This window comes from Sinomonas sp. P10A9 (assembly GCF_041022165.1).
GTDB classification, from domain to species: Bacteria; Actinomycetota; Actinomycetes; order Actinomycetales; family Micrococcaceae; genus Sinomonas; species Sinomonas puerhi.
The window spans coordinates 30,923-55,486 of the sequence record NZ_CP163302.1 but is presented as its reverse complement, the minus strand read 5'-3'; the positions used below and the strand labels follow the sequence as shown (position 1 = coordinate 55,486).

The 24,564-nt window shown below is 70.3% G+C and carries 25 protein-coding genes; 11 read left to right on the top strand and 14 right to left on the bottom strand.

Going from position 1 to position 24,564, the window contains the following annotated elements:
• The first annotated feature begins 170 nt into the window (after positions 1-170).
• Both AB5L97_RS00275 and AB5L97_RS00270 read left to right on the top strand, forming a co-directional pair.
• On the top strand, positions 171-1,028 hold the full coding sequence (locus AB5L97_RS00275; RefSeq protein WP_369046017.1) for a sugar phosphate isomerase/epimerase family protein: 858 nt from the start codon (positions 171-173) through the stop codon (positions 1,026-1,028).
• Positions 1,029-1,125: 97 nt separating this feature from the next.
• Positions 1,126-2,157, top strand: a complete 1,032-nt coding sequence (locus AB5L97_RS00270; protein ID WP_369046016.1) for an acetylxylan esterase — start codon at positions 1,126-1,128, stop codon at positions 2,155-2,157.
• A 107-nt stretch (positions 2,158-2,264) separates the two neighbouring features.
• On the opposite strand, the gene AB5L97_RS00265 is transcribed toward AB5L97_RS00270, so the two are convergent.
• The 3 genes from AB5L97_RS00265 to AB5L97_RS00255 all read right to left on the bottom strand — a co-directional run bounded on the left by AB5L97_RS00265 (position 2,265) and on the right by AB5L97_RS00255 (position 5,190).
• Positions 2,265-3,152, bottom strand: coding sequence for a hypothetical protein (locus AB5L97_RS00265; protein ID WP_369046015.1), 888 nt, complete (start codon positions 3,150-3,152; stop codon positions 2,265-2,267).
• A 116-nt stretch (positions 3,153-3,268) separates the two neighbouring features.
• A complete protein-coding gene (locus AB5L97_RS00260) occupies positions 3,269-4,717 on the bottom strand; it encodes an MFS transporter (protein WP_369046014.1) in 1,449 nt (482 codons plus the stop codon).
• Positions 4,714-5,190 carry an SRPBCC family protein gene (locus AB5L97_RS00255; protein ID WP_369046013.1) on the bottom strand — a complete coding sequence of 159 codons (477 nt, stop codon included), beginning with the start codon at positions 5,188-5,190 and terminating at the stop codon, positions 4,714-4,716. Before AB5L97_RS00255 ends, AB5L97_RS00260 begins: the two co-directional genes overlap by 4 nt.
• A 228-nt stretch (positions 5,191-5,418) precedes the next feature.
• Between AB5L97_RS00255 and AB5L97_RS00250 the strand changes: the two genes are divergently transcribed.
• The 3 genes from AB5L97_RS00250 (at position 5,419) to AB5L97_RS00240 (ending at position 8,765) form a co-directional block, all read left to right on the top strand.
• Positions 5,419-6,840 (top strand): aldehyde dehydrogenase family protein, encoded by a 1,422-nt coding sequence (locus AB5L97_RS00250; RefSeq protein WP_423246814.1) that lies wholly within the window; start codon positions 5,419-5,421, stop codon positions 6,838-6,840.
• A 174-nt stretch (positions 6,841-7,014) separates the two neighbouring features.
• Entirely contained in the window at positions 7,015-8,355 is a 1,341-nt protein-coding gene (locus tag AB5L97_RS00245) for a serine/threonine-protein kinase (RefSeq protein ID WP_369046012.1), read from the top strand.
• Positions 8,352-8,765: a hypothetical protein gene (locus AB5L97_RS00240; RefSeq protein ID WP_369046011.1), complete on the top strand. Its 414-nt coding sequence runs from the start codon at positions 8,352-8,354 to the stop codon at positions 8,763-8,765. The genes AB5L97_RS00245 and AB5L97_RS00240 overlap by 4 nt, the downstream gene beginning before the upstream one ends.
• A 113-nt stretch (positions 8,766-8,878) precedes the next feature.
• Here the strand turns inward: AB5L97_RS00240 and AB5L97_RS00235 are convergent, their stop codons facing one another.
• Both AB5L97_RS00235 and AB5L97_RS00230 read right to left on the bottom strand, forming a co-directional pair.
• A complete protein-coding gene (locus AB5L97_RS00235; protein ID WP_369046010.1) occupies positions 8,879-9,427 on the bottom strand; it encodes an SRPBCC domain-containing protein in 549 nt (182 codons plus the stop codon).
• Positions 9,428-9,656: 229 nt separating this feature from the next.
• Entirely contained in the window at positions 9,657-10,346 is a 690-nt protein-coding gene (locus AB5L97_RS00230; RefSeq protein WP_369046009.1) for a GntR family transcriptional regulator, read from the bottom strand.
• A 388-nt stretch (positions 10,347-10,734) separates the two neighbouring features.
• On the opposite strand from AB5L97_RS00230, the gene AB5L97_RS00225 reads away from it, so the two are divergent.
• The 4 genes from AB5L97_RS00225 to proC all read left to right on the top strand — a co-directional run bounded on the left by AB5L97_RS00225 (position 10,735) and on the right by proC (position 14,545).
• Positions 10,735-11,697, top strand: coding sequence for an amino acid ABC transporter permease (locus AB5L97_RS00225; RefSeq protein WP_369046008.1), 963 nt, complete (start codon positions 10,735-10,737; stop codon positions 11,695-11,697).
• Entirely contained in the window at positions 11,697-12,503 is an 807-nt protein-coding gene (locus tag AB5L97_RS00220; protein ID WP_369046007.1) for an amino acid ABC transporter ATP-binding protein, read from the top strand. The genes AB5L97_RS00225 and AB5L97_RS00220 overlap by 1 nt, the downstream gene beginning before the upstream one ends.
• 117 nt (positions 12,504-12,620) lie before the next feature.
• Positions 12,621-13,592, top strand: a complete 972-nt coding sequence (locus AB5L97_RS00215) for an ABC transporter substrate-binding protein (RefSeq protein WP_369046006.1) — start codon at positions 12,621-12,623, stop codon at positions 13,590-13,592.
• 98 nt (positions 13,593-13,690) lie between these two features.
• Positions 13,691-14,545, top strand: a complete 855-nt coding sequence (gene proC, locus AB5L97_RS00210) for a pyrroline-5-carboxylate reductase (protein WP_423246813.1) — start codon at positions 13,691-13,693, stop codon at positions 14,543-14,545.
• A 17-nt stretch (positions 14,546-14,562) separates the two neighbouring features.
• Here proC and AB5L97_RS00205 read toward each other — a convergent pair whose 3' ends face one another.
• The 4 genes from AB5L97_RS00205 to AB5L97_RS00190 all read right to left on the bottom strand — a co-directional run bounded on the left by AB5L97_RS00205 (position 14,563) and on the right by AB5L97_RS00190 (position 17,055).
• On the bottom strand, positions 14,563-15,384 hold the full coding sequence (locus AB5L97_RS00205) for an oxidoreductase (RefSeq protein WP_369046004.1): 822 nt from the start codon (positions 15,382-15,384) through the stop codon (positions 14,563-14,565).
• A gap of 179 nt (positions 15,385-15,563) precedes the next feature.
• Positions 15,564-15,890 (bottom strand): rhodanese-like domain-containing protein, encoded by a 327-nt coding sequence (locus AB5L97_RS00200; RefSeq protein ID WP_307958063.1) that lies wholly within the window; start codon positions 15,888-15,890, stop codon positions 15,564-15,566.
• A gap of 65 nt (positions 15,891-15,955) precedes the next feature.
• Positions 15,956-16,753, bottom strand: coding sequence for a TSUP family transporter (locus AB5L97_RS00195; RefSeq protein ID WP_369046003.1), 798 nt, complete (start codon positions 16,751-16,753; stop codon positions 15,956-15,958).
• Positions 16,750-17,055, bottom strand: coding sequence for a rhodanese-like domain-containing protein (locus AB5L97_RS00190; RefSeq protein WP_369046002.1), 306 nt, complete (start codon positions 17,053-17,055; stop codon positions 16,750-16,752). The genes AB5L97_RS00195 and AB5L97_RS00190 overlap by 4 nt, the downstream gene beginning before the upstream one ends.
• Positions 17,056-17,191: 136 nt before the next feature.
• Here AB5L97_RS00190 and AB5L97_RS00185 point away from each other — a divergent pair, with 136 nt between their 5' ends.
• Complete coding sequence (locus tag AB5L97_RS00185; RefSeq protein WP_307958060.1) at positions 17,192-17,449, top strand: metal-sensitive transcriptional regulator; 258 nt, start codon at positions 17,192-17,194, stop codon at positions 17,447-17,449.
• A 123-nt stretch (positions 17,450-17,572) separates the two neighbouring features.
• Positions 17,573-18,838, top strand: coding sequence for an aminotransferase class I/II-fold pyridoxal phosphate-dependent enzyme (locus AB5L97_RS00180; RefSeq protein WP_369046001.1), 1,266 nt, complete (start codon positions 17,573-17,575; stop codon positions 18,836-18,838).
• A gap of 104 nt (positions 18,839-18,942) precedes the next feature.
• Here the strand turns inward: AB5L97_RS00180 and AB5L97_RS00175 are convergent, their stop codons facing one another.
• The 5 genes from AB5L97_RS00175 to AB5L97_RS00155 all read right to left on the bottom strand — a co-directional run bounded on the left by AB5L97_RS00175 (position 18,943) and on the right by AB5L97_RS00155 (position 24,474).
• Complete coding sequence (locus AB5L97_RS00175) at positions 18,943-20,403, bottom strand: DUF5129 domain-containing protein (RefSeq protein ID WP_369046000.1); 1,461 nt, start codon at positions 20,401-20,403, stop codon at positions 18,943-18,945.
• Positions 20,404-20,517: 114 nt separating this feature from the next.
• Entirely contained in the window at positions 20,518-21,519 is a 1,002-nt protein-coding gene (locus tag AB5L97_RS00170; protein WP_369045999.1) for an aldo/keto reductase, read from the bottom strand.
• A 138-nt stretch (positions 21,520-21,657) separates the two neighbouring features.
• On the bottom strand, positions 21,658-22,422 hold the full coding sequence (locus AB5L97_RS00165; RefSeq protein WP_369045998.1) for a maleylpyruvate isomerase family mycothiol-dependent enzyme: 765 nt from the start codon (positions 22,420-22,422) through the stop codon (positions 21,658-21,660).
• 1 nt (position 22,423) lies between these two features.
• Entirely contained in the window at positions 22,424-23,320 is an 897-nt protein-coding gene (locus AB5L97_RS00160; RefSeq protein ID WP_369045997.1) for a fumarylacetoacetate hydrolase family protein, read from the bottom strand.
• A complete protein-coding gene (locus AB5L97_RS00155) occupies positions 23,317-24,474 on the bottom strand; it encodes a cupin domain-containing protein (RefSeq protein WP_423246812.1) in 1,158 nt (385 codons plus the stop codon). Before AB5L97_RS00155 ends, AB5L97_RS00160 begins: the two co-directional genes overlap by 4 nt.
• Positions 24,475-24,564 lie beyond the last annotated feature (90 nt).

Below are 24,564 nucleotides of genomic sequence, written 5' to 3'. Positions count from 1 at the left end.
CGGCCTCACCGGATCGGCGGGAATGTGATGCGGGTCTCTTTATGGACCGGTCCAACCATAGGCCGCGAAAGTTTCGGATGTCAATGGACCGGTCCACTATTTCTGTGCCACACTCATCAACAACCCCCGAGTGACTCACACCACAGGCCTCAGGCCCCGAGAGGATCCCCATGCCATCCACTACCGAGCGGTTCGTCGCAACCTGCTGGACAAGCGCCGGCGATGCCGCCCCACTTCGCAGCCCAGAGACGAGTCCAGTCCCCCTCCCCGAACGGATCGAGGCGCTTGCGGCCACTGGATGGTCCGGGTTCGGTCTCGTTCTGGACGACCTCAAAGCCGCGCAGTCGTCGATGGACTTCGCGGCGCTGAACCGCCTCGTCCGCTCCCACGGGCTGACGCACGTCGAGGTCGAGCTCCTCGCGCGATGGTGGGAGCCCCGCGAAGTCTGGGGCACGGACTGGGACCTTCTCCTCGACGCCGCCGAGGCACTGCACGCACCGTTTGTGAAGATCGGCAGCGACTTCGGCACTCCCCCGGCCGACCTCGGGTTCATGGTGGAGCCCCTCAGGACGCTCGCCGGAGAGGCCGAGAAACGGGGAACGAGAGTCGCCCTCGAACCCGTGGCCTTCACGCTCGTCGACACGATCCCCCGCGGCGCCGATCTGATGCGCCGCGTGGATCACCCGGCGTGCGGCCTGATCGTGGACTTCTGGCACGTGTACCGCAAGGGAACGAGTCTGGCAGAACTCCGCAGTTCCCTCACGGCGGACCAGATCTTCGGCGTCGAGCTCAACGATGCCCACAACGAGATCCAGGGCACGCTGTTCGAGGACACCCGGGACCATCGCTGCTACCTCGGACAGGGGGACCAGGACGTTGCGGGCTTCATCCGGACCATGCAGGACATCGGGTTCAAGGGCCCGTGGGGTGTCGAGATCCTCTCCGAGGAACACCGGGCTCTGCCGGTTCAGACGGCCTTGGCGGCCGCCATGGCGACGACCCGTCCATTCTTCGAGTCCGATGAGTGACGGGCAGTCGCGCCCCCGCGGGGACACAGCACATCCCACCTCCCTCCAGTAAGCTCGGTCACATCCCGTCCCCGACGTCCGGAGGAACCGCCCGGCCATGCCCGCCCTCGACTTCCCGCTCGACACGCTCCGCCCCTATCGCGGCTCCGCCACGGCGCCCGCGGACCTCGGGGACTTCTGGGACGCAACGCTCGCCGACGCGCGCAAACAGCCGCTCGACGTCGTGCTCGAACCGGTCGAGACGGGGCTCGCCCTGATCGACACCTTCGACGTCACCTTCACCGGCTTCGGAGGCGCCAGAGTCAGGGGCTGGCTCCACGTGCCGGCCGGCCCGCGGGGCGACGTGCGGGCCCAGCCGCTGCCCGCCGTCGTGCAGTACGCCGGCTACTCGGGTGGGCGCGGCCTCCCGCATCAGGACACCGTGTGGGCGCAGGCCGGCTGGGCGATGCTCATCATGGACACCCGCGGGCAGGGCTACGGCGGGATCTCCGGCGACACGCCCGATCCGCATCCCAGCGCCGGCGGCATCGCGTACCCCGGGCTCATGACGCGCGGGATCCACGACCCCGAGGACTACTACTACCGCCGCCTCTACACCGACGCGGTGCGCGCCATCGAAGCTGCGCAGGCCCTCGACGCCGTCGACCCCGCCCGCATCGTGGTCCATGGCGTCTCACAGGGTGGCGGCCTCGCGATCGCCGCGGCCTCACTCGCCGCGCGCGCCGGGATCGGCGGCGTCATCGCATGTCTGCCGGACGTCAATTTCCTCTCCGACTTCCGCCGCGCGCTCGATGTCGCCACGGCGGGCCCGTACCCCGAGATCGAGCGCTTCCTCGTGCGGCACCGGGAGATGGCCGCCACCGCGCTGCGCACGCTGGACTACTTCGACGCCTCACTGCTCGCGAGATGGGCGACGGCGCCCGCCTCCTTCTCGGTCGCGCTGCGGGACGAGGTCTGCCCGCCGTCGACCGTCTATGCAGCGTTCAACAACTACGGCGAGGACTCGCCCGAGGGTGCGCGGCCGGCGAAGGACATCACGGAGTGGCCGTTCAACAACCACGAGGGCGGCGGCGAGCACCAGGTCGCGGCACACCTGCGCCGCCTCGCGGAGCTGCGCAGCAACACCTGACCCCCAGGATGTGCGGTCACCTACCGAACAGACGGGTCACCCGCAGAACCTGACCCCCCGGAGCTGACTTCCAGAAGGGCCACCCGCGGCCTGGCGCGGAGGCTGCGTCACGCGTGCAGGGCGCTCCCCACGCGCTCGACCAGCGTCTCGAACCGCCGCCGGAGGACTTCCTGCCGTGCCGCGGGCCAATGCGAGTAGGCGAGGCAGATGCTCAGCAGCCCATGCCCTCGCACGTCGATGTACGCGTGCACCTCGCCGTCGGGCGTCCGGCCGAAGTCCACGCCTGTCGGCGCTTCGACCCCTGTCAGGGAGTCCGGGACGAGGAACACAGCCTCGGCGATCTCGTCGAGCCTGAAGGCCACGGACCCTCGTTCGAGCGCCCCTTCGGGGAGCAGGCTGGCCGTCTCCGCGGAGAGCATGCCGTCGGAAAGGACGAACACGAGCCCGCCAGGCGTGCTCACGAGGGCACCGTTCAGTTCGACCGCCTCGGACCCGCGCCGCGCAGCGAGCAGGAACCCTGGCAGCACCACGGACTCGTCCATGTACAGCCCGTGGTCGTACCCGGGGTCCTCGGCGGCCGCGCGCGTGAGCGCAGCCTTCAGCATGAGAGCCTCGGCCTGCGCCGCAGAGGCGAGCATCGGGTCGTCTGCAGCGGCGTCCTCCGACTCGAGCATCATCTCCTCGAGGGCCTGGACGGCCGACGGCATGTGGCTGAGCACGAGGCGCCCCGCCTCCTCGGCGCCGAACAGCAGCGCCGCGGCACCGAGAATCGTGACCAGTGCCTCCCGGGAGCTCATGCCCGCGGCCAGCTGGGCCTCGAGCCACGTCGTCACCCGCAGCGCGCCCTGCTCGTCCAGCACGCAGGCCGCCGCCTCCCCGCTGCGCTCCCGCGGAGCGGCGGTGCTGGCGTGCGCGAGAACGGCGGCCAGCCCCTCGGGGACGCCGGACTCGACGAGCCGCTGTGCCAGCGACAGACATGATGGAGTGAGACTCACGCTTCAAGCCTGTCAACCGGAATGAGAGGAGGTCAACCCGGGTCCGCACGGCGCACGAAAGATGACGCCGTCCCGGCCACCCGCCGATCACCGGCCGGAAGGACAGGGCTCCGCGTTCAGGCGGCCCGTCGGCGCGGCAGGAAGAACAGGCTCGCGGCCGCGGCGAAGCACAGCAGGGACGCGGAGAGCCACGCGGTCGTGTAGGTCCCGCTCACCTCGCGTCCCCACCCGGCCAGGAACGCGCCCACCCCGGCGCCGACCATGTGCGAGGCGAACACCCACCCGAACACCACCGAGCTCTTGGCCGCGCCGAAGTGCTCGCGGCACAGCGCCACGGTGGGCGGCACGGTCGCAACCCAGTCGAGCCCGTAGAAGACGATGAAGATCCACAGCGGCGGCTCGACGTCCGGCGCGAGCAGCGCGTTGACCGTGAGCAGCGAGGCCCCGCGCAGCGCATAGTACGCGACGAGCAGGATCCACGGCCGCACGCGGTCCGTGAGCCAGCCGGAGGCGACGGTACCGATCACGTCGAACACGCCGATGAGTGCAAGCAGCCCGGACGCGGTGGTCGCGGGCATGCCGTGATCGTGGGCGGCGGGGATGAAATGGGTCTGCATGAGCCCGTTCGTGCTCCAGCCGCACACCCAGAACGTGAACAGCAGGATCCAGAAGGCCCTCGACCGCAGCGACTCGCGCAGTACCGAGAGAGCCTCCACCGCCGCGTTCCGGCGCACGACGGCGGGCGCCTCCTCGCGCTGCACCACTTCCTCGCGCTGCACGACCTCGTGCGGTGCCCCTCCGCGCTGAGCCGCCTCCTCGCGCTGCACCGCCTCCTCGCGCAGCGCCGTCTCCGCACCCAACGGCGAGCTCTCCAGCCCAGGCGAGCTGGCGGCGTCGTGCGCACGTGCGGGCGCGACGGCGGGCGACGCACCGTACGGCGCCACCCCCACCTCCGCGGGCGAGTTGGCGAACGGCCAAGCGAGCAGCGGCACGATCGCGAGTGCGAACACGGCGACAAGCAGCGCGGCGGTGCGCCAGCCCTCGTGCGCGGCCAGCTGCACCACGACGGGCAGGAAGACCAGCTGTCCGCACGCGTTCGCGGCCGAGAAGAAGCCCATCACGAGCCCGCGCCGGGCCGCGAACCAACGGTTGGCCACGACGGCGCCGAAGACGAGCGCGAGCATGCCCGTGCCCACGCCGATGAATACGCCCCACAGCAGCCACAGCTGCCACGCGGCGGTCATGAGAGTGGTCAGACCACTTCCCGCGGCGACGAGGACAAGCGCCGTCGCCACGACCTTGCGCAGCGTGAACCGCTCCATGAGCACCGCGGCAAACGGCGCCACGAGCCCGTAGATCACGAGGTTCGCCGTTACGGCGCCCGAGGTCTCAGCCCTTGTCCACCCGAACTCGGCCTCGAGGGGTTCAAAGAGCGCGCCCGTCGTCGAACGGAAGGCGGCCGCGGCCACGAGCGCGAGAAGCGTCACAGCGGCGACGAGCCACGCGCGGTGCACCCCCCGCCGCTCGACGCCGACCGGCTGGGTCTGCTGTCTGGTCTCGGTCACGCGGTGCCCGCCTCCGGGGTGCGCGCCTCAGGGATTCCGGTCCCGGAAGATCCGGTGTCGGAGGTGCCGGTCTCGGAGGTACCAGCCTCGAGGACGGCCTTGAGAGTGTCCAAGTCGGCCTGGACGGCCGCGGCGTCGGCCTCGAAGGCCTCATCGGTGACGCCGTCCGCACGGCGGAGGTGGAAGACCGCGAGGCTGTGCGCGCCGTCGGCGAGGACGCGGAACTGGTTCAGGACCACGCTCCCATCGGGCAGCGTGACCTCGTGGTCGAGGATCCCGGCGGCGGTGTCGCCGACGAACCTCACCTCGACCGCGCCCATCGGGGAGTCCGCGATCCAGCGGCCGTTCTCTGCACGGACGCCCGCCGCAAGGCCCGCGGCCCAGCACGGGAGGTTGGCGGGATGGCCCGCGAAGGCAGAGACAGCGCGGGGCGACAGGGCGATCGGGACACTCAGGTGGCGGAACTCGGACACGGACAGAAGCGTACGCCAGCGGCATCCCCGCGAGCGGGGAGACCAACGGGGAGACGAGCGGGTTGGGCCGCGGTCCCGAGGCCGGTTGGGCCGGTAGGGCGGTAGGGCCGATTAGGCTCTCGCGCCAACCGTGCACCCTCGGACAAGCACCGGGCGCGCGTGGTCAAGCACGGCGGCGGAGCCTCGCCGGATGCTTGAACGAACACCGGACTCGATGAGGAGGACTTCATGGAAACGCTCGAGCACGCAGATACCCTGCTGGGATCGGTCGAGGCGCCCGAGGGCACGCCGCGGCAGGAGATGCTGGACCCGGCCACCGGGGAGCGGGTGGGCTTCGCGCCGCTGCAGAGCGTGGCGGACCTCGAGGCGGCCATCACGGCCGCTCAGGCGGCCCAGCCGGGCTGGGCAGCGCTCGGGCACGCGGCGCGCTCGGAGGCGCTGCTGCGGGCCGCGGACGCGGTCGAGGCAAACGCCGAAGAGCTGGCCCGGATCCTCTCCCGCGAGCAGGGCAAGCCGCTCAACGGCCCCAACGCCCGCTTCGAGGTCGGCGCGTGCGCGGCCTGGCTGCGCGCGACGGCCGCGACCGTCCTCGAACCCGAGACCGTGGTCGACGCCGACGGGACCAGGGCGGTGCTGCACTACCGCCCGATCGGGGTCGTGGGTGCGATCGGGCCGTGGAACTGGCCCATGATGATCACCGTCTGGCAGATCGCGCCCGCCCTGCGCATGGGCAACACCGCCGTGGTCAAGCCCTCCGGCATGACCCCGCTGTCCGTCCTTGCCCTCGTCAAGGTCATCAACCAGGAACTGCCCGAGGGTGTCCTGCACGTGGTCCCCGGCCGCCGCGACGTGGGCGCGGCGCTGGCCGAGCACCCCGCGATCGGCAAGGTCATGTTCACCGGCTCCACCGCCACGGGCAAGTCGATCATCCGCTCCTCCGCGGACACCGTGAAGCGCCTGACCCTCGAGCTCGGCGGCAATGACGCCGGCATCGTCCTGCCCGACGCCGACCCGAAGGCCATCGCCGAGGGCCTCTTCTGGGGCGCGTTCATCAATACCGGCCAGACCTGCGCCGCCCTCAAGCGCCTCTACGTGCACGAGGACATCTACGAGGACGTCTGCGCCGCCCTCACCGAGTACGCCGCGAACGTGCCGATGGGCGTGGGCCTGGACGAGGAGAACGTCCTGGGCCCGCTGCAGAACAGGTCCCAGTACGAGATCGTCGCCGGTCTCGTCGAGGACGCGAAGGACGCCGGCGCCCGCGTCCTCCTCGGCGGAAACCCCGACGAGAACCAGCCCGGCTACTTCTACCCCACCACCCTCGTCGCGGACATCGACAACGACAACCCGCTGGTGGCCCAGGAGCAGTTCGGCCCCGCCCTGCCCATCATCAAGTACACCGACGTGGACCACGCCGTCGCCATGGCCAACGCCCTCGAAGTCGGCCTCGGCGCCTCCGTGTGGGGCACCGACCCCGACCAGGCCCACGCCGTCGCCGCGCGCCTCGAAGCCGGCAGCGTCTGGATCAACAACCACGGCGCGGTGAACCCCATGGCCCCATTCGGCGGTGCCAAGCAGTCCGGCTACGGCCTCGAATTCGGCACCGAAGGCCTCAAGCACCTCGGCCAACCCCAGGTCATCCACGGTTAATATGCATTTGTAGTTATATTCTGCCAGAGGACTATTTCCTTCTGGCCGGGGAGCTGGGCCCCACCGCGCGGAACGTGCGCGGCGGGGCCCTTCCCATGCCGCAATACGGAGCGAGCACCCCGGTGCGTCCACTAGGCTAGATCGGGTGTGACGACGGGCGAGGAAGGGCAACACGTGGCCGAGAGTGATATCGGGCTCGACCCTACCTTCGTCGGCGGCAGGTATCGGCTCCTCGAGGTCGCCGGCAGCGGCGCCATGGCCACGGTGCACCGGGCCCATGATGAGGTTCTGGGGCGCGACGTGGCCGTCAAGACCTTCCGTACCCACGCGCCGGACCCCCGCCACGAAGAACGTCGCCGTGGCGAGATGCAGGTCCTCGCGCGCCTCAACCACCCGAGCCTCGTGCGCCTCTACGACGCTGGCACCGACGCCCAGGACGACGGGACCACTCAGGTCGCCTACCTCGTCATGGAGTTCGTCGATGGCACGGACCTGCGCCAGCGCCTTGCCTCAGGCGCCCTCACGTCCGACGACGCGCGCCTCCTCGCGCTCGACCTCGCCGGCGCCCTCGCATACGTGCACGCGCTCGGGATCGTGCACCGAGACATCAAGCCCGCGAACATCCTCGTCCCCCACGCCGACCCGAACCACCGCCGCAGGCCTGTCAAACTCACCGACTTCGGGATCGCCCGCCTCACCGACGCCTCGAGACTCACCCTCACGAACACGACGATCGGCACGGCCAACTATCTCAGCCCGGAGCAGGCGCGCGGCGAGAAGGTCGGACCGGCGTCAGACATCTACTCGCTTGGGCTCGTGCTCCTCGAGTCCCTCACGGGCTCCATGGAGTTCACGGGCGGGGCGGTCGAGGCAGCCGTCGCGCGGCTCCTCCGCGATCCCCGCATCCCCACTCACCTCGGCGGCCCGTGGGCCTCGCTCCTCCCGCGTATGACGGCGCGCGACGCCGCCGACCGGCCCGACGCCACCGAGATTGTCCGAGTGCTCCGCGGGGAGGCCCCGGCCGACGGCGGGGCGCCGACTCGCGCGATCGAGTCCCCGGACCCTGCGGATGGCGCGCTCACCCAGGCGCTCGCGCCCGCCGTCTTCGAGGGCGCAGGCACGCAGGTGATGCCGTCGGCGTCCGCGGCTGTGCACACGGCCCAAATGAGCCGGCTGGGCGCGGAACAGGATGGCCAGCAGACCCGTGCGTGGCGCGCTGCCACCCTCGTCCCCGAACTCCCCCAGGACCCGCCCGCGGTACCGAGCCACGCGCCGTCGTCCGCCCGGCCCCGTGGCGGATCCGCCGCCCGTGCGTCCCGCAGGCCCCGACGCGGACTCTTCTGGGCCGCCGTCACGGTCGGGATCCTGGCCGCGCTCCTCGTGATCGTGCCGCTCGTGCTCCGGGCCGTGCTTCCCGCACAGCCCGCGAACCTGCCGCCCCTTCCCGCCTCCCCCGCTGTCTCCGGGCAGCTCGGGACGCATCTCGACCAGCTCGAACGGAGTCTCAGGCCATGACGGCACGCACCCTCTGGCTCGGCGCCGTGGCCGCAGGACTCGCGGCCACCCTCCTGAGCGGCTGTTCCCCCGCACCGGCCCTCGACGCCGGGGTTGCCTCGAAGCTCGCCGGTGCGGCACAGGAGTTGCGTACCGAGGCCGCGACCGGACGGTACGCGGACGCGCTGGCGAAGCTCGACTCGCTCGAGCGCGAGGCGCGGAACGCGTCCTCGAACGGCACGATGAGCAGCGACCGGTCATCGCAGGTCCTCGGAGCCATCGCGAGCGTGCGCAAGGACCTGCAAGCCCTTGCCTCGGCCCAGTCCGCCCCGACCGCGACCCTGGATCCGACGCCCACCCCCGAACCCACGAGGCCCAAGGCCAAAGGCAAGAAGACGCCGGACCCTACCCCGCCGCCAGAGGACAACTGACCTCACCGGCGCCGACGCCCACCCCCGAACCCACGAGGCCCAAGGCCAAAGGCAAGAAGACGCCGGACCCTACCCCGCCGCCAGAGGACAACTGACCTCACCGGCGCCGGCGCTCAAGCGTCGCGGCCCGGGATCGGCGCACCGCTCGGGAGGCCAGCGGCGACGTAGCCGGCATAGAGCTGACCCCAGTCGTCCGGCCGATCGGCAGTCCCCGGCCCCGAGTGCGGGGCGGTTGAGGCCAGGCGCTCGAGCTTCTTCGCGAGCTCGCGCAGGCACACGTGCCACCCGGCGGCATTGCGCGCGGCCGCGGTGCTGTCGGCGAGCCAGTCCCGGAGCGTGAGCTCGCACTCGTCGTCCGAGCCCTCGACAAGGAATTCCATGAGGTCGCCGCCCCAGGCGAAGGCCCAGCGCCGCGGCGGGTCCCAGTCGACGATCTGGTCCGTGCTGCCGCCCGCCGCGTCGTTCGGGTCGCCGCTGAAGGTGACCGTGCCGGCGTCATGCGCGATCTGCACGCGCGAGGGAAACCAGCCGGCGAGACCGTCCTCGGTGCTCACGGCCGTCCACACGTCCGCGGCCGGAACCGGGTAGGACCGGATGAAGGTCACGGCGCCGCGTCCCTCGACCTCGGCATACTCGCCGTCGAGCTCCTCGAGTCCAGACATTTGCGCGCCCCTTCCGTACGGTTCCCGGCCACCGGGGCCCTTCTGCATGCTAGGCACGCATGACGGCGATGGGTCAAGATCCGCTCTCACGGTCATCGATCAGCGTAAATATGATCAAAGATCTTTCCTAGATCTTGATCGAAAATAATCGTCCGACGGGCATAAACCAGACCAGATGATCGCGGAGATCCGCGCGGATCGTCGCTCGGACTGCCCGGCAGGAGGTCGCTCAAACGGCACTGGTCTGGGCAGCGAGGAGCTTCCTGATGCGGTCCGTCGCGTTGGCGAGTGAGGCCTCGTTGACCGCAGCCGCGGCGATGGGGTCCCGATGTCGGGCGGCCGCGATCAGGTCCTCCTGATAGCGCCACAGCGAATCGTCCCCCGCCGCGGACAGGGTTCCGTCGGCGCCCACGATCTTGTACGCGCGGCATTGCTGCCAGAGGTTGCGGATCATCCGGACGAGGAGCGGGTTGCCGGCTCTCCCGTAGAGGATCTCGAGCAGTGCCTCGTCGTGGTCGAGGAGGGCGATGACCTCATGCTCCCTGATCGCCGTGAGCATCAAGTCATACTCCGCCTGCATCCGGTCGCCGTCCTGGGCCGTGACGTGCGGTGCGCCCAACCGTGCGGCCTCGACCTCGAGAAGCCGCCGCATGTCGTAGACATGGAGCAGCTCCTCGAGAGTGAGGGTCTTCACGACCGCGCCCTTGTGCGGCTCGCGCGCGACCATGCCGGACTCCTCCAGTCGGCGGATGGCTTCCCTCACCGGCATCGCACTCGTCCCGACCTGGTCCGCCAGCTCGCGCACGGTCAGCCGGGAGCCCCCGGGCAGCTCGCCGCTGAGAATCGCCTGATGGATCGTTTCGTACACCTGATCAGTCAGGAGCGCAGGCTCGACCCTCTTGGCTATGGCTATGGACATGGATCAAATATACAAACTGGGTTCCGGCCAAAGGCAAGACCCAGAGCCTCTTTGGTCCACTTCTCCAGATTCTCTTGATCTTTGATCCAAAGTGGCCCACTATGAGGAAGGTCACATCGCCGACCCGGAGTCCTCTGGAGAGGCACTGATGTTCTCCCACCCGGCAGGCGGCAGTGCACCGCATACCCGACCTCCGTGGGGAGCTCCGATTCCCCAGAAGGGCAACTCCCATGAAGAACGTTGTTAGCGCACGGGGCTGCACCGTCGGCCCGTCCCCCGGGTGGAATCCCGGTCACGCGAACACGCCCGGACTCGGGCTTGGATCCGTGCACGCGCAGCCCGTCGCCACAGGCCGCTCCCGGCTCAGCCGAGGGGCCGGTGGAGACCGATGAGCACGGTCAACGACGCGCGGCCGGCCACCGAGGCGTCCGACGACATCCGGGTCGCGCATCGCGCCCACTGGGGCTGGTGGATCCTCTCGGTGCTTGTCCTCCTGTTCGCGGGCGGCATCGTCCAGATGCTGTTCACGAATCCGAACCTGCAGTGGGACGTAGTAGCCGGCTGGTTCTTCAGCCAGAGCATCGTGTTCGGCCTCCTGCGGACCCTCGAGCTGACAGTCCTGTCGATGCTCTTCGGCATCCTGCTCGGCATGCTCACCGCCGTCATGCGGCTCTCGCCGATCCGGATCCTCTCGACGGTCGCATGGTTCTACACGTGGTTCTTCCGGGGAACGCCGCTCCTGGTCCAGCTGATCTTCTGGTACAACCTTGCGGCACTCTTCCCGACGATCGATGTGGGAATTCCCTTCATCGGTCCGACGATCTGGGCGGGCAACGCCAACCAGATCGTGACCCCCTTCATGGCCGCCCTCCTCGGGCTCGCACTCAATGAAGGCGCCTATATGTCCGAGATCGTCCGGGGCGGCATCCTCTCGGTGGACCAGGGCCAGCTTGAGGCCTCGGTCGCGCTCGGCATGCGCACATCACGCGCGCTGCGCCGCGTCATCCTCCCCCAGGCGATGCGCGTGATCGTGCCGCCGACGGGCAATCAGGTCATCGGCATGCTCAAGTCCACCTCGCTCGTGAGCGTGACCTCGATGCCGGAACTGCTGTACTCGGCACAGCTCGTCTACAACCGCACCTTCCAGACCATCCCGCTGCTCATCGTCGCGAGCATCTGGTACCTGATCGTCACGAGCGTCCTGAGCATCATCCAGTACTACATCGAGCGCCACTACGCCAAGGGCGGCCGCCGCGCGCTGCCGCCCACCCCGTGGGAGAAGCTCAAGCGCACGATCGCAGGGATTGTTCCCGTCCAGACCAAGTCAGCCACTGCAGCCAGGAGGGCCTGATGACCGCCTCATCCACCACCCCGGCCGCCCGGGAGACCGGCGCGCGCGAGGTCGTCCTCCGGGTCACCGGACTCAAGAAGCGCTTCGGCCCCCTGGAGGTCCTCAAGGGCGTCGACCTGACCGTCGAGCGAGGCGAGGTGATGTGCATCATCGGGCCCTCGGGCTCGGGCAAGAGCACGCTGCTCCGCAGCATGAACCACCTCGAGGAGATCGACGGCGGCCGGGTCGAACTGGACGGCGAGCTCGTGGGCTACCGACAGCACGGACACAAGTACGTCACCCTGCCGGAGAAGTTCCTCGCACGGCAGCGGACCAAGATGGGCATGGTCTTCCAGTCCTTCAATCTGTTCCCGCACATGACCGTCCTGCAGAACATCATCGAGTCCCCGGTAGGGGTGCTCAAGCAGGATTCGAAGGAGGCCAAGGCCACCGCCATGGCCCTGCTCGAGAAGGTCGGCCTTGCCGAGAAGGCCCACCACTACCCCCGCCAGCTCTCGGGGGGCCAGCAGCAGCGCGTTGCGATCGCCCGTGCCCTCGCGATGAAACCCCGGGTCATGCTGTTCGACGAGCCCACCTCCGCGCTCGACCCCGAGCTGGTCGGTGAAGTCCTCGACGTGATGAAGGACCTCGCCCGCGAGGGCCTGACGATGGTCGTGGTCACCCACGAGATGGGTTTTGCCCGGGAGGTCGCCGACTCGGTGCTCTTCATGGACGGCGGGGTCGTCGTCGAACGCGGACACCCGCACGACGTCCTGCTCAACCCCCAGATGCCCCGTACGAGGGAATTCCTCTCCAAGGTCCTCTGACCCACCCGCCGCTCCAACCCGCCCGCTCCTACCCGCCCCGCACGCACCTCCCCGGCCACGACGACGATGTCCGACCGACTCCGCACGACCGACCAGACTCACTCGAAAGGTTCTTCCATGTACCGACGCCCTTCCCTTCACGCCTCCCTCACCGTCGCGGCAGTCACAGCCGTCGCCGCCCTGGGACTGTCCGCCTGCTCCGATCCCGGCTCGACGTCCAACGCCGGGAGCAACAGCTCGGCCAACGCCTCGGCCGCCGGCGCATCGAATGTCACCACGACGTGGGGGCTCAAGCCGGTGGACTCAGTGACGGCGCTCGTGCCGGCAGACGTCAAGGACAAGGCCATCCAGAATGGCATCTACAACGACTTCGCGCCCCAGGACTTCGAGGAGAACGGTCAGCTCGTCGGCATCCAGCCCGACATCGTCCTCGCGCTCAGCGAGGTCATGGGCGTGAAGGTGAACAACGTCTCGGTCGGCACGTTCGACTCGCTCATCCCGGGCCTCAGCAGCGGCCGGTATGACATCTCGTCTGCCGACTTCGGCGTCACCAAGCCCCGCCTCGCCCAGGTCGACTTCGTCTCGGAGTTCGCCGTCGGCACCTCCTTCGCCTCGAAGACCGGCAGCGGCATCACCGTCGAGAGTGCCACCGACCTGTGCGGCCACTCGGTCGGCGTCCTCTCCGGCTCCTACTTCATCGACCAGGTCAACCAGGCCAGTGCCGACTGTGCCAAGGCCGGCAAGGCGGCGGTCACGCTGCAGACCTATCCCGACGACGGCGCGCGGCTCCTCGCCGTCTCCAACGGCCGCAGCGAGCTCACCGCCACCACAACCGACGCCATGGCCTACGCGATCAAGTCCCAGAGCCTCCCGCTCACCCTCCAGAAGTTCGTCTACCAGCCGCTCGAGCTGGGCATCGCCCTGAAGAAGGGCAGCACCCTCGGCCCGGCGATGCAGGCTGCGATGAAGGAGATCGTCAGCAACGGAACCTACGCCAAGATCCTGAAGAAGTGGGGCGTCAGCGACATCGCGTACGGCTCTGCCGACAGGGTCACGCTGTACACGAAGGCCTCCCAGCTGCCCAGCTGATCCGAGCCCGCGCCAATCACGTCCCGTACCACCACGGACGCTGACCCATCCCCTGTCCCTGCGTCCCGCATCCCCGCTCCCGGGTGCGGGGCGCAGGCATGATCGTGAGGAACACCTTGGCTGCTACGGATCACCTTGCCTTCCTCGGGTGCGGATCGATGAACGAGGCCATCCTGGCCGGACTCCTCGCCGCAGGCCTCCCGAAGGAGGCTGCCACCGCCACCGTCAGGCGGCACGGGCGCGCCGAGGAGCTGGCCGGCCACTACGGGATCACCGTCCTCGCGGCGGACGACACCTCTGACGCGAACCGGCGGGCCGTGGGCGATGCGTCGCTCGTGATCATCGGGGTCCGGCCCGTCGACGTGTCAGCGCTCGCGACCGAGATCGCCCCGGCTCTGCCGCACTCGGCCGTGGTCGTGAGCGTGGCGGCGGCGGTGACGATCGGCCAGCTCGAGCATCTGCTGCCGCCGGGTCAGCCCGTGGTCCGTGTGCTGCCGAACAGCCCTTCGCGTCTCGGCAGCGGTGTGATCGCCGTCTGCGGGGGCACTGGCGCCTCCCGGGAGCAGGTCGACCACGTGAAGGGGCTGCTCGCGGCTCTGGGGCTGGTCGTCGAGGTACCGGAGGAGCACATCGACGTGGTGAGCGCCGTGAGCGGATCCGGTCCCGCCTACGCGTTCTACCTGGCCTTGGCGATGGCCGACGCCGGCACTCGGTTGGGGCTCGATCGCGGCCTCGCGGCCGACATCGCCCGCCAGACGCTTGTCGGCGCGGGCCGTCTGCTGGCCGAACCGGGCGCCGATCCCGCGGCGCTCCTCGGGCCCTTCGTCGGCCCGGACACGACGACCGGAGGAGCGATCGACGTCTTCGACGAGCGCGGCCTGTGCGCCATCATCGCGGACGCTGTGCGCGCGGCCCACGAGCGCTCAGAGGCCTTGGCCCGCAGGCTCGGCTGACCGGCGTCCCGAACCGGTCAGTGCCGGTAGATGGCGCGCACCAAGAGGTCGAACGCGCGGTCGGGGAGGATTCGCCGGAGCGCCATGAGGAACTTGGCGCCGCGGCCGACCGGGTATCGTGGGGCCGGCCTCCGCGACTGCACGGCATGGAGGATCGTGTCCGCGACGACTGCGGGCGGCGAGCCCACCCCGGGGCGGTCTGCGGTCTGGAGGACCCCGGCCACCCGGCGTGCCGAGTTCGCGTACGGGCCGCCTGCCGAGGCCGCCAGAAGCGTGGTCTGGGCGATCCCGCTCCACTCGGACAGTATCGGTCCCGGCTGGATCACGACCACCCTGATGCCGAACTTCCGCAGCTCGATCCGCAGCGAGTCGGAGAGTCCCTCCACAGCGAACTTCGTCGCGTGGTACCAGGATCCGAGCGGCTCGTAGAACTTACCGCCGATCGAGGAGACGTTCACGATGGTCCCCGAGCGTCGCTCGCGCATGCCCGGCAGGAGAAGCTGGGTGAGGCGCGCAAGCCCGAAGACGTTGACGTCGAACTGGCGGCGCGCCTCATCGAGGGGGACGTCCTCTAGGGCGCCGAACGACCCGTACCCGGCGTTGTTCACGAGGACGTCGACGCGCCCGGCCTCCGCGAGGACCTTGCGGACGCCGTCGGCGAGCGAGGCGTCGTCGGTGACGTCGAGCGCGAGGATGAGGGCGCCGTCGTGCGCGAGGCCCTCCATCCGCTCGACCCTGCGTGCCGCCGCGTAGACGGTGTACCCCGCGCCCAGGAGGGAGCGGACGGTGGCCTCGCCGATCCCGCTCGACGCGCCCGTGACAAGAGCAACCTGCTGCATGGCGCCCACGCTACCCTGCGGCTGCACCCGACGGAGCCGCCGCCGCGCGTGGACCGATGCTGGGACAAGGAAACCCCGCCGAGTATCGGGACATGGTGGGAAGGGGGGAGCCCACCATGCCCCGATACCCCGCGGGGTGTTCCGAGTTTACCCAACGGCCGCTGGGAAAACCATGGCTTTCAGTCGAGGCCGGCCGCGCGCCATGCGCCCATGCCCCCGCGCACCGAGTAGGCCGTGATGCCCGCGGCCGCGAGCTGACGGGCCGCAGCGGCCGAGCGGATGCCGGACGCACAAATGGCGACGACGGGCCGGTCCTTACGCAGGCCGGTGATTCGTGTCGGGAGCGCGTCGAGAGGCATGTGGTGGGCGCGGCGTGCGTGGCCGAGGCGCCACTCGGCCGGGGTGCGGACGTCGGCGAGGACGGCTCCCTCCCGGACGAGGTCCTGGGCCTGCTGCGCGGAGACGGTGGCGTACGGCTTGGCGAAGAGCTTGCTGAGGAATCCCATGGCGGACCTTTCGGGTGGGTGGAGTGTGGAGTGTAAGGACGGGGCTGTGCGGTGGGGGCAGCGGCTCAGATGGCCAGCAGTCCGGTGGTGCCGACGATCGCGGTTCCCATGCCCACCGCGGAGAGCAGGACCACGAAGGCCCGCTGCAGGATGTTGGGCGGAAGCCTGCGGCCGAGACGGGCTGCGACCAGGGAACCGACAATCGCGGCCGCGGCCAGGAACACGACGGGCACACCGGTGCCAGCCGGCTGGAAGAGCTGCGCCCCGTGCTGGCTGAGCCCCGCGATCGAGTTGACCGCGATGACGGGCAGCGACGTCGCCGCGGCGGCCCGCAGCGGCATCCTCAGGGCAATCAGCAGTACGGGCGTCAGGAGGAAGCCGCCGCCCACGCCGAGCAGGCCGGTCAGGAAGCCGACGGCGAGGGCGGCGAGGGCGCTGGGCGCCCAGCATCGCAGCCGCTCCGCGGCGCTCCCTGTCGAGCATGTGAGCTCGCCTTCCGCCGTGGGCTTGCGCCGGTACGACGCGACCGCCGCCGCCACGGCGAGCGCAGCCACGCCGAGGAGCAGGTACGGTCCCGGGATTCCGCGGCCGACGGCGGCACCGGCCATCGCAGCCGGCGCACCGAGGACGGCGAACGTGGCCGCGATGCCCCAGCGGGTGTGCCTGGCCGCCCCACCGATGAGGGCGACCACGGCGGCGGATGCGACGACGAGCAGCGACGCGGCAACGGCGTCGTGCGGCTCGAGACCGAGGAGGACGAACGCCGGGACGGCAAGGATGCCCCCTCCCGAGCCGAAGAGACCGATCACGGACCCGACCGCCAGTGCGGCGAGGACGGGGAGTGCGGCGGCGAACACCGTCACGCCGGGAGCACGAGCGGGCGGCCCTCGGCCTGCCACTGCATCATGCCGCCGGCCACGCTGAAGACGTCGTAACCGAGCTGCCCGAGGGCCTCGGCAACGCGTCCGCTGCGGTTGCCGGAGCGGCACACGACGTGGACCGGCCGCGACTTGTCGATCTCGTCCAGACGGCCGGGGATCTGGCCCATCGGGATGTGGCGCGCGCCCGGGATCATGCCGTCGGAGACCTCGAAGTCCTCGCGGACGTCGATGATCTGGACGGTGTCGGCGGCTTCCGCCGTCTGGGCGGTGGTGGTCTCGATCATGCGTGGCTCCTGGGAGGGGTCCGGTCAATCTGTGCGTGATTCGAGTATCCAATACCCCTAGGGGTATGTCAAAATACCCAGAGGGGTACACTGGAACGTGCCTCTCGGGGCACCCAAACCACAGAAGGAAGAACCCATGAACGTGGAACCCGAGTCCATGAAGGCGGCCATCAACCGGCTCAAGCGTGCGCAGGGACAGCTCAATGCCGTAGTCCGCATGCTCGAAGAGGGCCAGGACTGCAAGTCGATCATCACCCAGCTCTCCGCGGTCTCGAGCGCCGTGGACAAGGCTGGCTTCGCCATCATCGCCACGAACCTGCAGCAGTGCCTCACCAACCCCGAGCGCGGCGGCGACGTGGCCGAGCTCGAGAAGATGTTCCTGAGCCTGGCCTGAGCCTCCGCTGGCTCTCTGCCATCCGGCAATTGTCGGCCAACCGTGGGTACAGACGGCCGGGACCCACGGTCAGCCGACCATCGCTGGGGTAGCGGAGCCGAACGGCGTGAGAGGCTGGTGCGCATGAGCCTCCGCCGCCTCGCCGCCTCGTCCCGCTCCCAGGTGCCGCCGTTCGCGGTCATGGACATCCTGGCCCGCGTCGACGCGCTGCGAGCCGAGGGACGCGACGTCGTGAGCCTGTGCGCGGGGGAGCCCTCGGCCGGGGCCCCGGCTGCGGTCTCGGCACGGGCTGCCGAGATCCATGCCTCCGGCAGACCCCTCACGTACACCCCCGCCCTCGGCACCGCGGAACTGCGTGCTGCGATCGCGGGGCACTACCGCCGCTGGTACGGCCTCGACGTCGATCCCGGGCAGGTCGCCGTGACCACGGGCTCCTCCGGGGCGTTCATGCTCTCGTTCCTCGCGGCCTTCGAGGCCGGCGACCGCGTGGCGCTCGCCCGTCCGGGCTACCCCGCGTACCGGAACATCCTCGCGGCGCTCGGGTGCGAGGTCGTGGAGGTCGACGCCGGCCCCGAGACCCGCTACCAGCCCACCCCCGCGATGCTCGACGCCGCGGCCTCCGAACGCGGGCCGCTCGCCGGGGTCGTCCTCGCCTCCCCCGCCAACCCGACCGGAACCATGGTCAGCCGCGCGGAGCTCGCGGCCCTGACGGACTGGTGCGCGGCGAACGGGGCGCGGCTCGTGAGCGACGAAATCTACCACGGCATCACCTACGCCGGCGCGGATCCGGCGGATTCGGCGGATTCCGTCGATCCCGTCGATCCCGTCGATCCCGTCACCGCCGACGAGCACAGCCCCCGCGGCGTGTGCGCGTGGGAGCTGGACCGGGAGGCGATCGTGATCTCGAGCTTCTCGAAGTACTGGGGCATGACGGGGTGGCGGCTCGGCTGGATGCTGGTGCCGAAGGAGCTGGTGAGCGCGGTGGACGCGCTAGCCGGCAACGTGGCGCTGTGCCCGCCGGCACCGTCCCAGCTCGCGGCAGTGGAGGCCTTCACCCCGGATTCGTACACCCAGGCCGACGCGTGGGTCGCCGGGTACGCCCAGACGCGCCAGACGCTGCTCGACGCGCTTCCGGCCCTCGGCTGGGGCCCGGCCGCCCCCGCTGACGGCGCGTTCTACCTGTATGCCGAGCTCGGCGCCCAGCTCGAACGGTTTGGGGACTCGCGGGAATACTGCCGCGCACTGCTCGAGGCGGAGGGCGTGGCCCTCGTTCCGGGCACGGACTTCGACGCCGTCCACGGCGGGCGTGCGGTCCGGCTTTCCTTCGCGGCCGGGCAGGCGGCAGTCGAGTCAGCGATCGAGCGGATCCTGCGCTTCCAGAGGGCATAGGCCCGCTCGAAGCTCGGCTGCTCGGTCTCCGGGCGCTCCGATTCGGCACCGGATCGGTGCCGGACCCGCGGCAGAGGTCGGGCTCGGAGTCCGCGCTTCGCCGCTCAGAAGCCGGACGAGCTCCCCGAGCCTGAGAAGCTCCCGCCGCTGCCGCCATAGCCGGTGGTCGAGGATGACCGTGCCGAGTCCACGGCGGAGTAGCCCGAGTTGATCCCGCTGCTGAAGCTCACAATGCTGATCACGGGCAGCTGCGGGTACGCGACGTCGAGGATGCTGCCCTGGGTGCGGTGCGTGGTCCTCCACGTCCGCCTCGACGCGTCGAGCTTCTGGCGCATGAGATCCCGCTCCTTGTCGGTCTTCGCGTGGTCGCGGATCACCGCCTCGGCGTGGCGGTCGAGGGCCTCGCCGATGCGCTCGCGCGCGAACTTCAGCCCGTCGAGGGCGCCCTCCGGCGTGACGGAACGGTCCTCGAGGCCTGCTCCGAGCCGCTCGAGGTCCGCGCGTGCGCGGGTGGCTTCAGCGCGGACCGCTTCTGCGGTCTCAGGCGAACCGGCGGTGTGCTTCGCCTGGAGCATGCCGTCGATCCCGTCCAGCTGCTCCGTCAGCTCGGCCGTCTGGTTGCGCCAGGCCGCACGCCACCGCGAGTCCATCGTGAGGATCGAGTTCGTGTCGGCGATCGCATCGTCGAGGCCGTCGAGGGTCTCCGCGATCTCCTCATAGCGCCGTGCCTCCTTGACGTACTTCGAGGTTGAGCGGTCGGCGGGCCGAAGGCCTGTGAGCTGGTCCCTCAGCTCGGTCGCCTCCCGATGCTGTGCCCTGAAGCTGTGCCAGCGCTCGAGGACTAGGCCGCCGTACGAAGACGATTCCGGAATGGTCGAGGCATTGAGCTCGGTCTCGTCGAGCTTGAGCGTCACGGACGAATACGAGCGATCGCCCGCTTCCAGAGCCTCGGCGAACTTCCTTCGCCGCCACCCCCGTACCCCGATCCAGGTGCCGACGCCGCCGAGGACCACGAGCCCGACAGCCCCTTCGGTGATGAAGGCGGCCGGAGAGAGGTACCACGGCCGCCCAATCCGGGACGCGGCAGACTTCACCCCGGCGATCGTCCCATCGGTCCACTGGGCCGTCCGGAACAGGTCCTTCGTATCGTCCTGGATCGCCTTCTCCTGGGCCGGGCCCACCTTGCGATCCTCGCCGAAGTATGTCCCGACCTTCCGGCCGGTGGTGTCGAGGGCGAAGATGAACAGCCCGTCGGCCCACTTCTGCCCGTCCGCACTGATCCACTCAGGGTGGTTCGCCCGTGCGAACTGCAGCACGGCCTCGTTGAGGTTGTCACCGGCCTGTCCTGCACGGGTGAACACGACAACCTTGGTGGGCACATAGAACGAGATCCCGGCGAGCGCGGGATCAAGCTGCGGTCGGTACAGTGCGCCGGCCGTGTCCTCGACCACCACCTCGCTCGGCGACACGGCGAGCGCGGCAGGCGGGGCCAAGCCTCCGAGCACAGAGGCGAGAACCGCACCGGCGAACATAACAGCCGCGGCGAGCCCCGACAGCAACTTCATGGCGTTCCCCCGGTTGAGCGCGGCCCGTGGTGAGCCGACAACGTCAGCCTAGGCACCGCCGTCGTGCGTCCGCATCGGCCCTTGGGCCTATGTGGACAACTCTCCAATGCGGAGCTAGGAGACCGGGAACTCCTCGGTGTCCACGTCGGCCTGCGCGGCAGCCGAGTAGCGCCCGCCGGCAACCGTTCCCTCGTTGACGAGCTCGTCGACGCGCGCGAGGACGTCCGCCGAAAGCTCGAGCGAACCGGCCGCGAAGTCCTCGTTGAGGTGGGCGGAGCTGCGCGTGCCGGGCAGCGCGATCACGTGCCCGCCGCGGGAAAGGACCCAGGCGATCGCGAGCTGCGCGGGCGAGCACCCGGCGTCGTCCGCGAGGGCGCCGAAGAGGTCGAGGAGCGCGAGGTTCGCGGGCCAGTGCTCGGCGTCGAACCGCGGCATCGAGCGGCGCAGGTCCCAGTCCGGCAGCCCGGACGGATCCCGCAGCACGCCGCCGAAGGCGCCCCGGCCCACGGGGCTGAACGCGACGAACGCGATGCCGAGTTCACGGCAGGCCTCGAGGGTGCCGAGCTCCGGGTTGCGGGTCCATGGCGAGTACTCGCTCTGCAGCGCGGCGATGGGGTACTCGGCGTGGCCGCGGCGCAGCACGTCGGCACCGATCTCGGAGAGGCCGACGGCGCCGATCTTCCCTTCGCGAACGAGCCCCCCGAGCGCTCCGACCGACTCCTCGATGGGGACGGTCCGGTCCCACCGGTGCAGGTAGTACAGGTCAATCCGGTCCGTCCGCAGCCGGCTCAGCGACGCGTCGACGTGGGCACGGAGGGTTTCGGGCCGGCCGTCGATCACGCGGCGGCCCTCCGCTGAGGACATGCCGCCTTTGGAGGCGAGGAAGAACTCCCGGCGGCGGGACGCGAGCGTCTCCCCGAGGAGTGTCTCGTTGGCCGTGGCGCCGTAGACGGTGGCGGTGTCAAAATGGGTGACGCCCTCGTCCAAGGCGTGGAGCAGGAGCTTGGCGGCGTCCTCGCGGGACGGAAGCGGGCCGTAGGCCTGGTTGAGGTTCATCCAGCCGAAGCCGACCGGGCCCACGTTCGTTCCGGCAATCGTGCGGGGAGTCAGGGTCATCCCCCGATCCTCCCATGGCACCCGCAAGGCCTATGCGACAGGCAGCAGGCCCTTGGCGTACGAGTGGCCGGCCCGCGGCTGCGCGGAGGGAGGCTCAGCCTCGAACGAGCGCCTCACCGGGAACGCTTGTGCGGATGCTCAGATCCAGCGAGGAGGCATGGGGACCTCTGCGAGCAGTGCGCCGTCGCGCGTCGCGGTGAGCGGCTGGCCTGGTTCGGTGCCGCGGCCGGCGGCCCAGCGGGCGACGGCGGCGAGCGGCCCGGTCACGACGGTCTCTGCCGCGTCGGGGTCGCGGAGGGTGGGGCCGTCCTCGGCGCCGAGGACGCGCACGGCGAGCCCGGCGGTCTCGGCGCGCTTCTGCCACGCCCCCCAGATGTGCCCGATCAGGCGGCGGAGCACCTCAGTGGGGATGTCCGCGAAGCGGGCGCCGTTGTCCAGGTCGACCGCGTGCAGCCATACCTCGCGGGTGCGCATCCACACGGTCTCGGACACGGGCACGGTCCGGCCCTGGGCGGTGCGGACCTCCTCGCCCCACCGGGCGTCGGGGAGGTCGCGCCACTCGACCGAGAGGTGGATCGCGGAGTGGTCGTACAGGTTCAGCAGCGCGGTCGGCGGCAGGGTCGCTCCGAACTCGATCTCCTCGTTCCGCGCCTCGGGCGAGGGGTACATCGGGGTCTCGATCCCGGTGGCGGCCCATTCGACGAGACGGGCGACGGCGCGGGCGTTGTAGCCCACGTGCGCGATGACGTGGCGGCGGGACCAGCCCGGCAGCAGGGACGGCTCGTCCATGTCGGCGTAGGCGAGCTCGTTGAGCTTGCGGGCGAAGAACGCCGTCCCGCGCCGGGCCGTCAGGAGCCCGGCGCGGGTCTCGGCATCGGTGACGAGGTCGTGGCGGGCAACCATCTCAGGCGTTTCCGGAGGAGGCCGCCGCGAGATCGACGCCGGCCGGCAGCACCGCGGGCCCGGCGGGACCCACGGCCTGGGCGCGGGTCACGTTGCGCAGCTGCCCGATGCCCTCGATCGCCACGGTGACCGTCTGCCCGTCGGTGAGGTACACCGCGGGGGTGCGGGCGCGGCCCACACCGCCGGTGGTGCCGGTCAGGATGAGGTCCCCCGGGTTGAGGGTGATCATCTCGGAGATGTAGGAGACGAGGTATTCCGGCGTGAACACGAGGTCCCCGATGGACCCGGTCTGCATCCTGGCCCCGTCGACCTCGGTGGTGATCGCCGCGTCCGCGCCGAGCTCCTCCGGGGTGACCATGACGGGCCCGACCGGGGTGGAGGCCTCCCACATCTTGCCCTGGAGCCACTCCTTGGTGCGGAACTGGTACGTGCGCATCGAGATGTCGTTCGCCCCGGTGTACCCGGCGATGTACCCGGCCGCTTCGGCCTCGGCCACGCGGCGGGCCCGCTTGCCGATCACGACGACGAGCTCGGCCTCCCAGTCGATCGCGGGGTCCGCGGCGGGCAGCTCGATGTCGTCGTAAGGGCCGGTGAGCGTTTCGGCGAACTTCGCGAACAGGGTCGGGTGCGCGGGAAGGTCCCGGCCCATCTCCTTGATGTGCGAGGCGTAGTTCAGGCCCACGCACACCACCTTGGACGGGGCGGGGACCACGGCGGCGAGGTCGGCGCCCTGCACGGGGTGCCGCGCGCCGTCGGCCGCCGCCGCGATGTCCTTCCAGCCGGGCGCCGCTAGGAGCGCGCCGAGGTCCGCGTACCCGGTGACTTCGACGAATGCGTCCCCGTCCTGGCGGACGGCAGCGGTTGCCCCGGAGGGCAGGCGGAGGGTTGTGAGCTTCACTGGTGCTGGTCCTTCGTGGTCGTCTGGCCTTCGATGAAGGTGCGGTTCAGGTGCAGGCGCTCGAAGATCGGCTGGTCGCCGAACGTGAACAGGTCGAACTGGGTCTCGGCCTCGATGGAGGCCGCGGCCCAGGACGGCACCACGATCATGTCGCCCTTCGTCACGGTGGTCCGCTCGCCGTTGAGCACGAACGCGCCCTGGCCCTCGAAGACCTGGTACACGCTCGAGCCGACCTCGCGGGTCGTGCGGGTCGCGACGCCGGGGCGGAGGCGGTGGAACTCGGCGCGGATCGTGGGGATGACGTCCCCGCCCGTGGTCGGGTTGGCATAGCGGACGGCGGCGTGGCCCTGGCCCACCGTGGCCGGGTAGCCCTCGTCCTCAAGGGCGAGCTGCTCGGACAGGGCCCGGTCGGTGTACTCCCACCGGTAGGCCCCGATCGGGGTCGCCGGCGTGTCCTCGAGCCGCGAGAGCGGCCGCAGGCCCGGGTGGCACCAGAGCCGCTCCGAGCGCGAGATGTCCGGGGTGGCCTCATCGGTCACCCGCTCGGTGCCGAACTCGAAGAAGCCCGCGTCCATGCCGCGCACGAACGGGATGTCCAACCCGTCGATCCACGCCATCGGCGCATCGGTGTCGTTGTGGTGGCCGTGGAAGTTCCACCCCGGCTGCGGCAGGAAGTCACCGCGGGACATCCGCACAGGGTCGCCGTTCACCACGGTCCACACGCCCTCACCCTCCACCACGAACCGGAACGCGCTCTGCGAATGCCGGTGCTCCGGGGCGGTCTCAAGGCCGCCCAGGTACTGAACCGCGGCCCACAGCGTAGGGGTCGCATAGGGAAGCCCGCCCAGGCCCGGGTTCGCCAGGGCGATCGCGCGACGCTCCCCGCCCCGGCCCACCGGCACCAGATCCCCGGCGCGCGCGGCCAGCGGGAGGATCGTGTCCCACCGCCACACGTGCGGCACCGCCGCCGGAGACGGGACCATCGGCATCAGCTCGTCGATCTGCGTCCACAGCGGAACCATGTTCTCCCGCGACATCGTCGCGTACATCGCCTCGAGCTCCGCCGCCTCCCCAGGGGTCGGCTCGGACGCGACCATCACGTTCTTGACTGACTCGTGCGATGTCTCACGGGTCGTCTCTGGGAACGCGCTCATCATGGCCTCCTCGCCATTGAAGTTCTCGGGTCCGCTTTGAGGCTATGGGCGACGCTCACGGTTCGGCACTGATTTCTGCCCTGCGGAAGG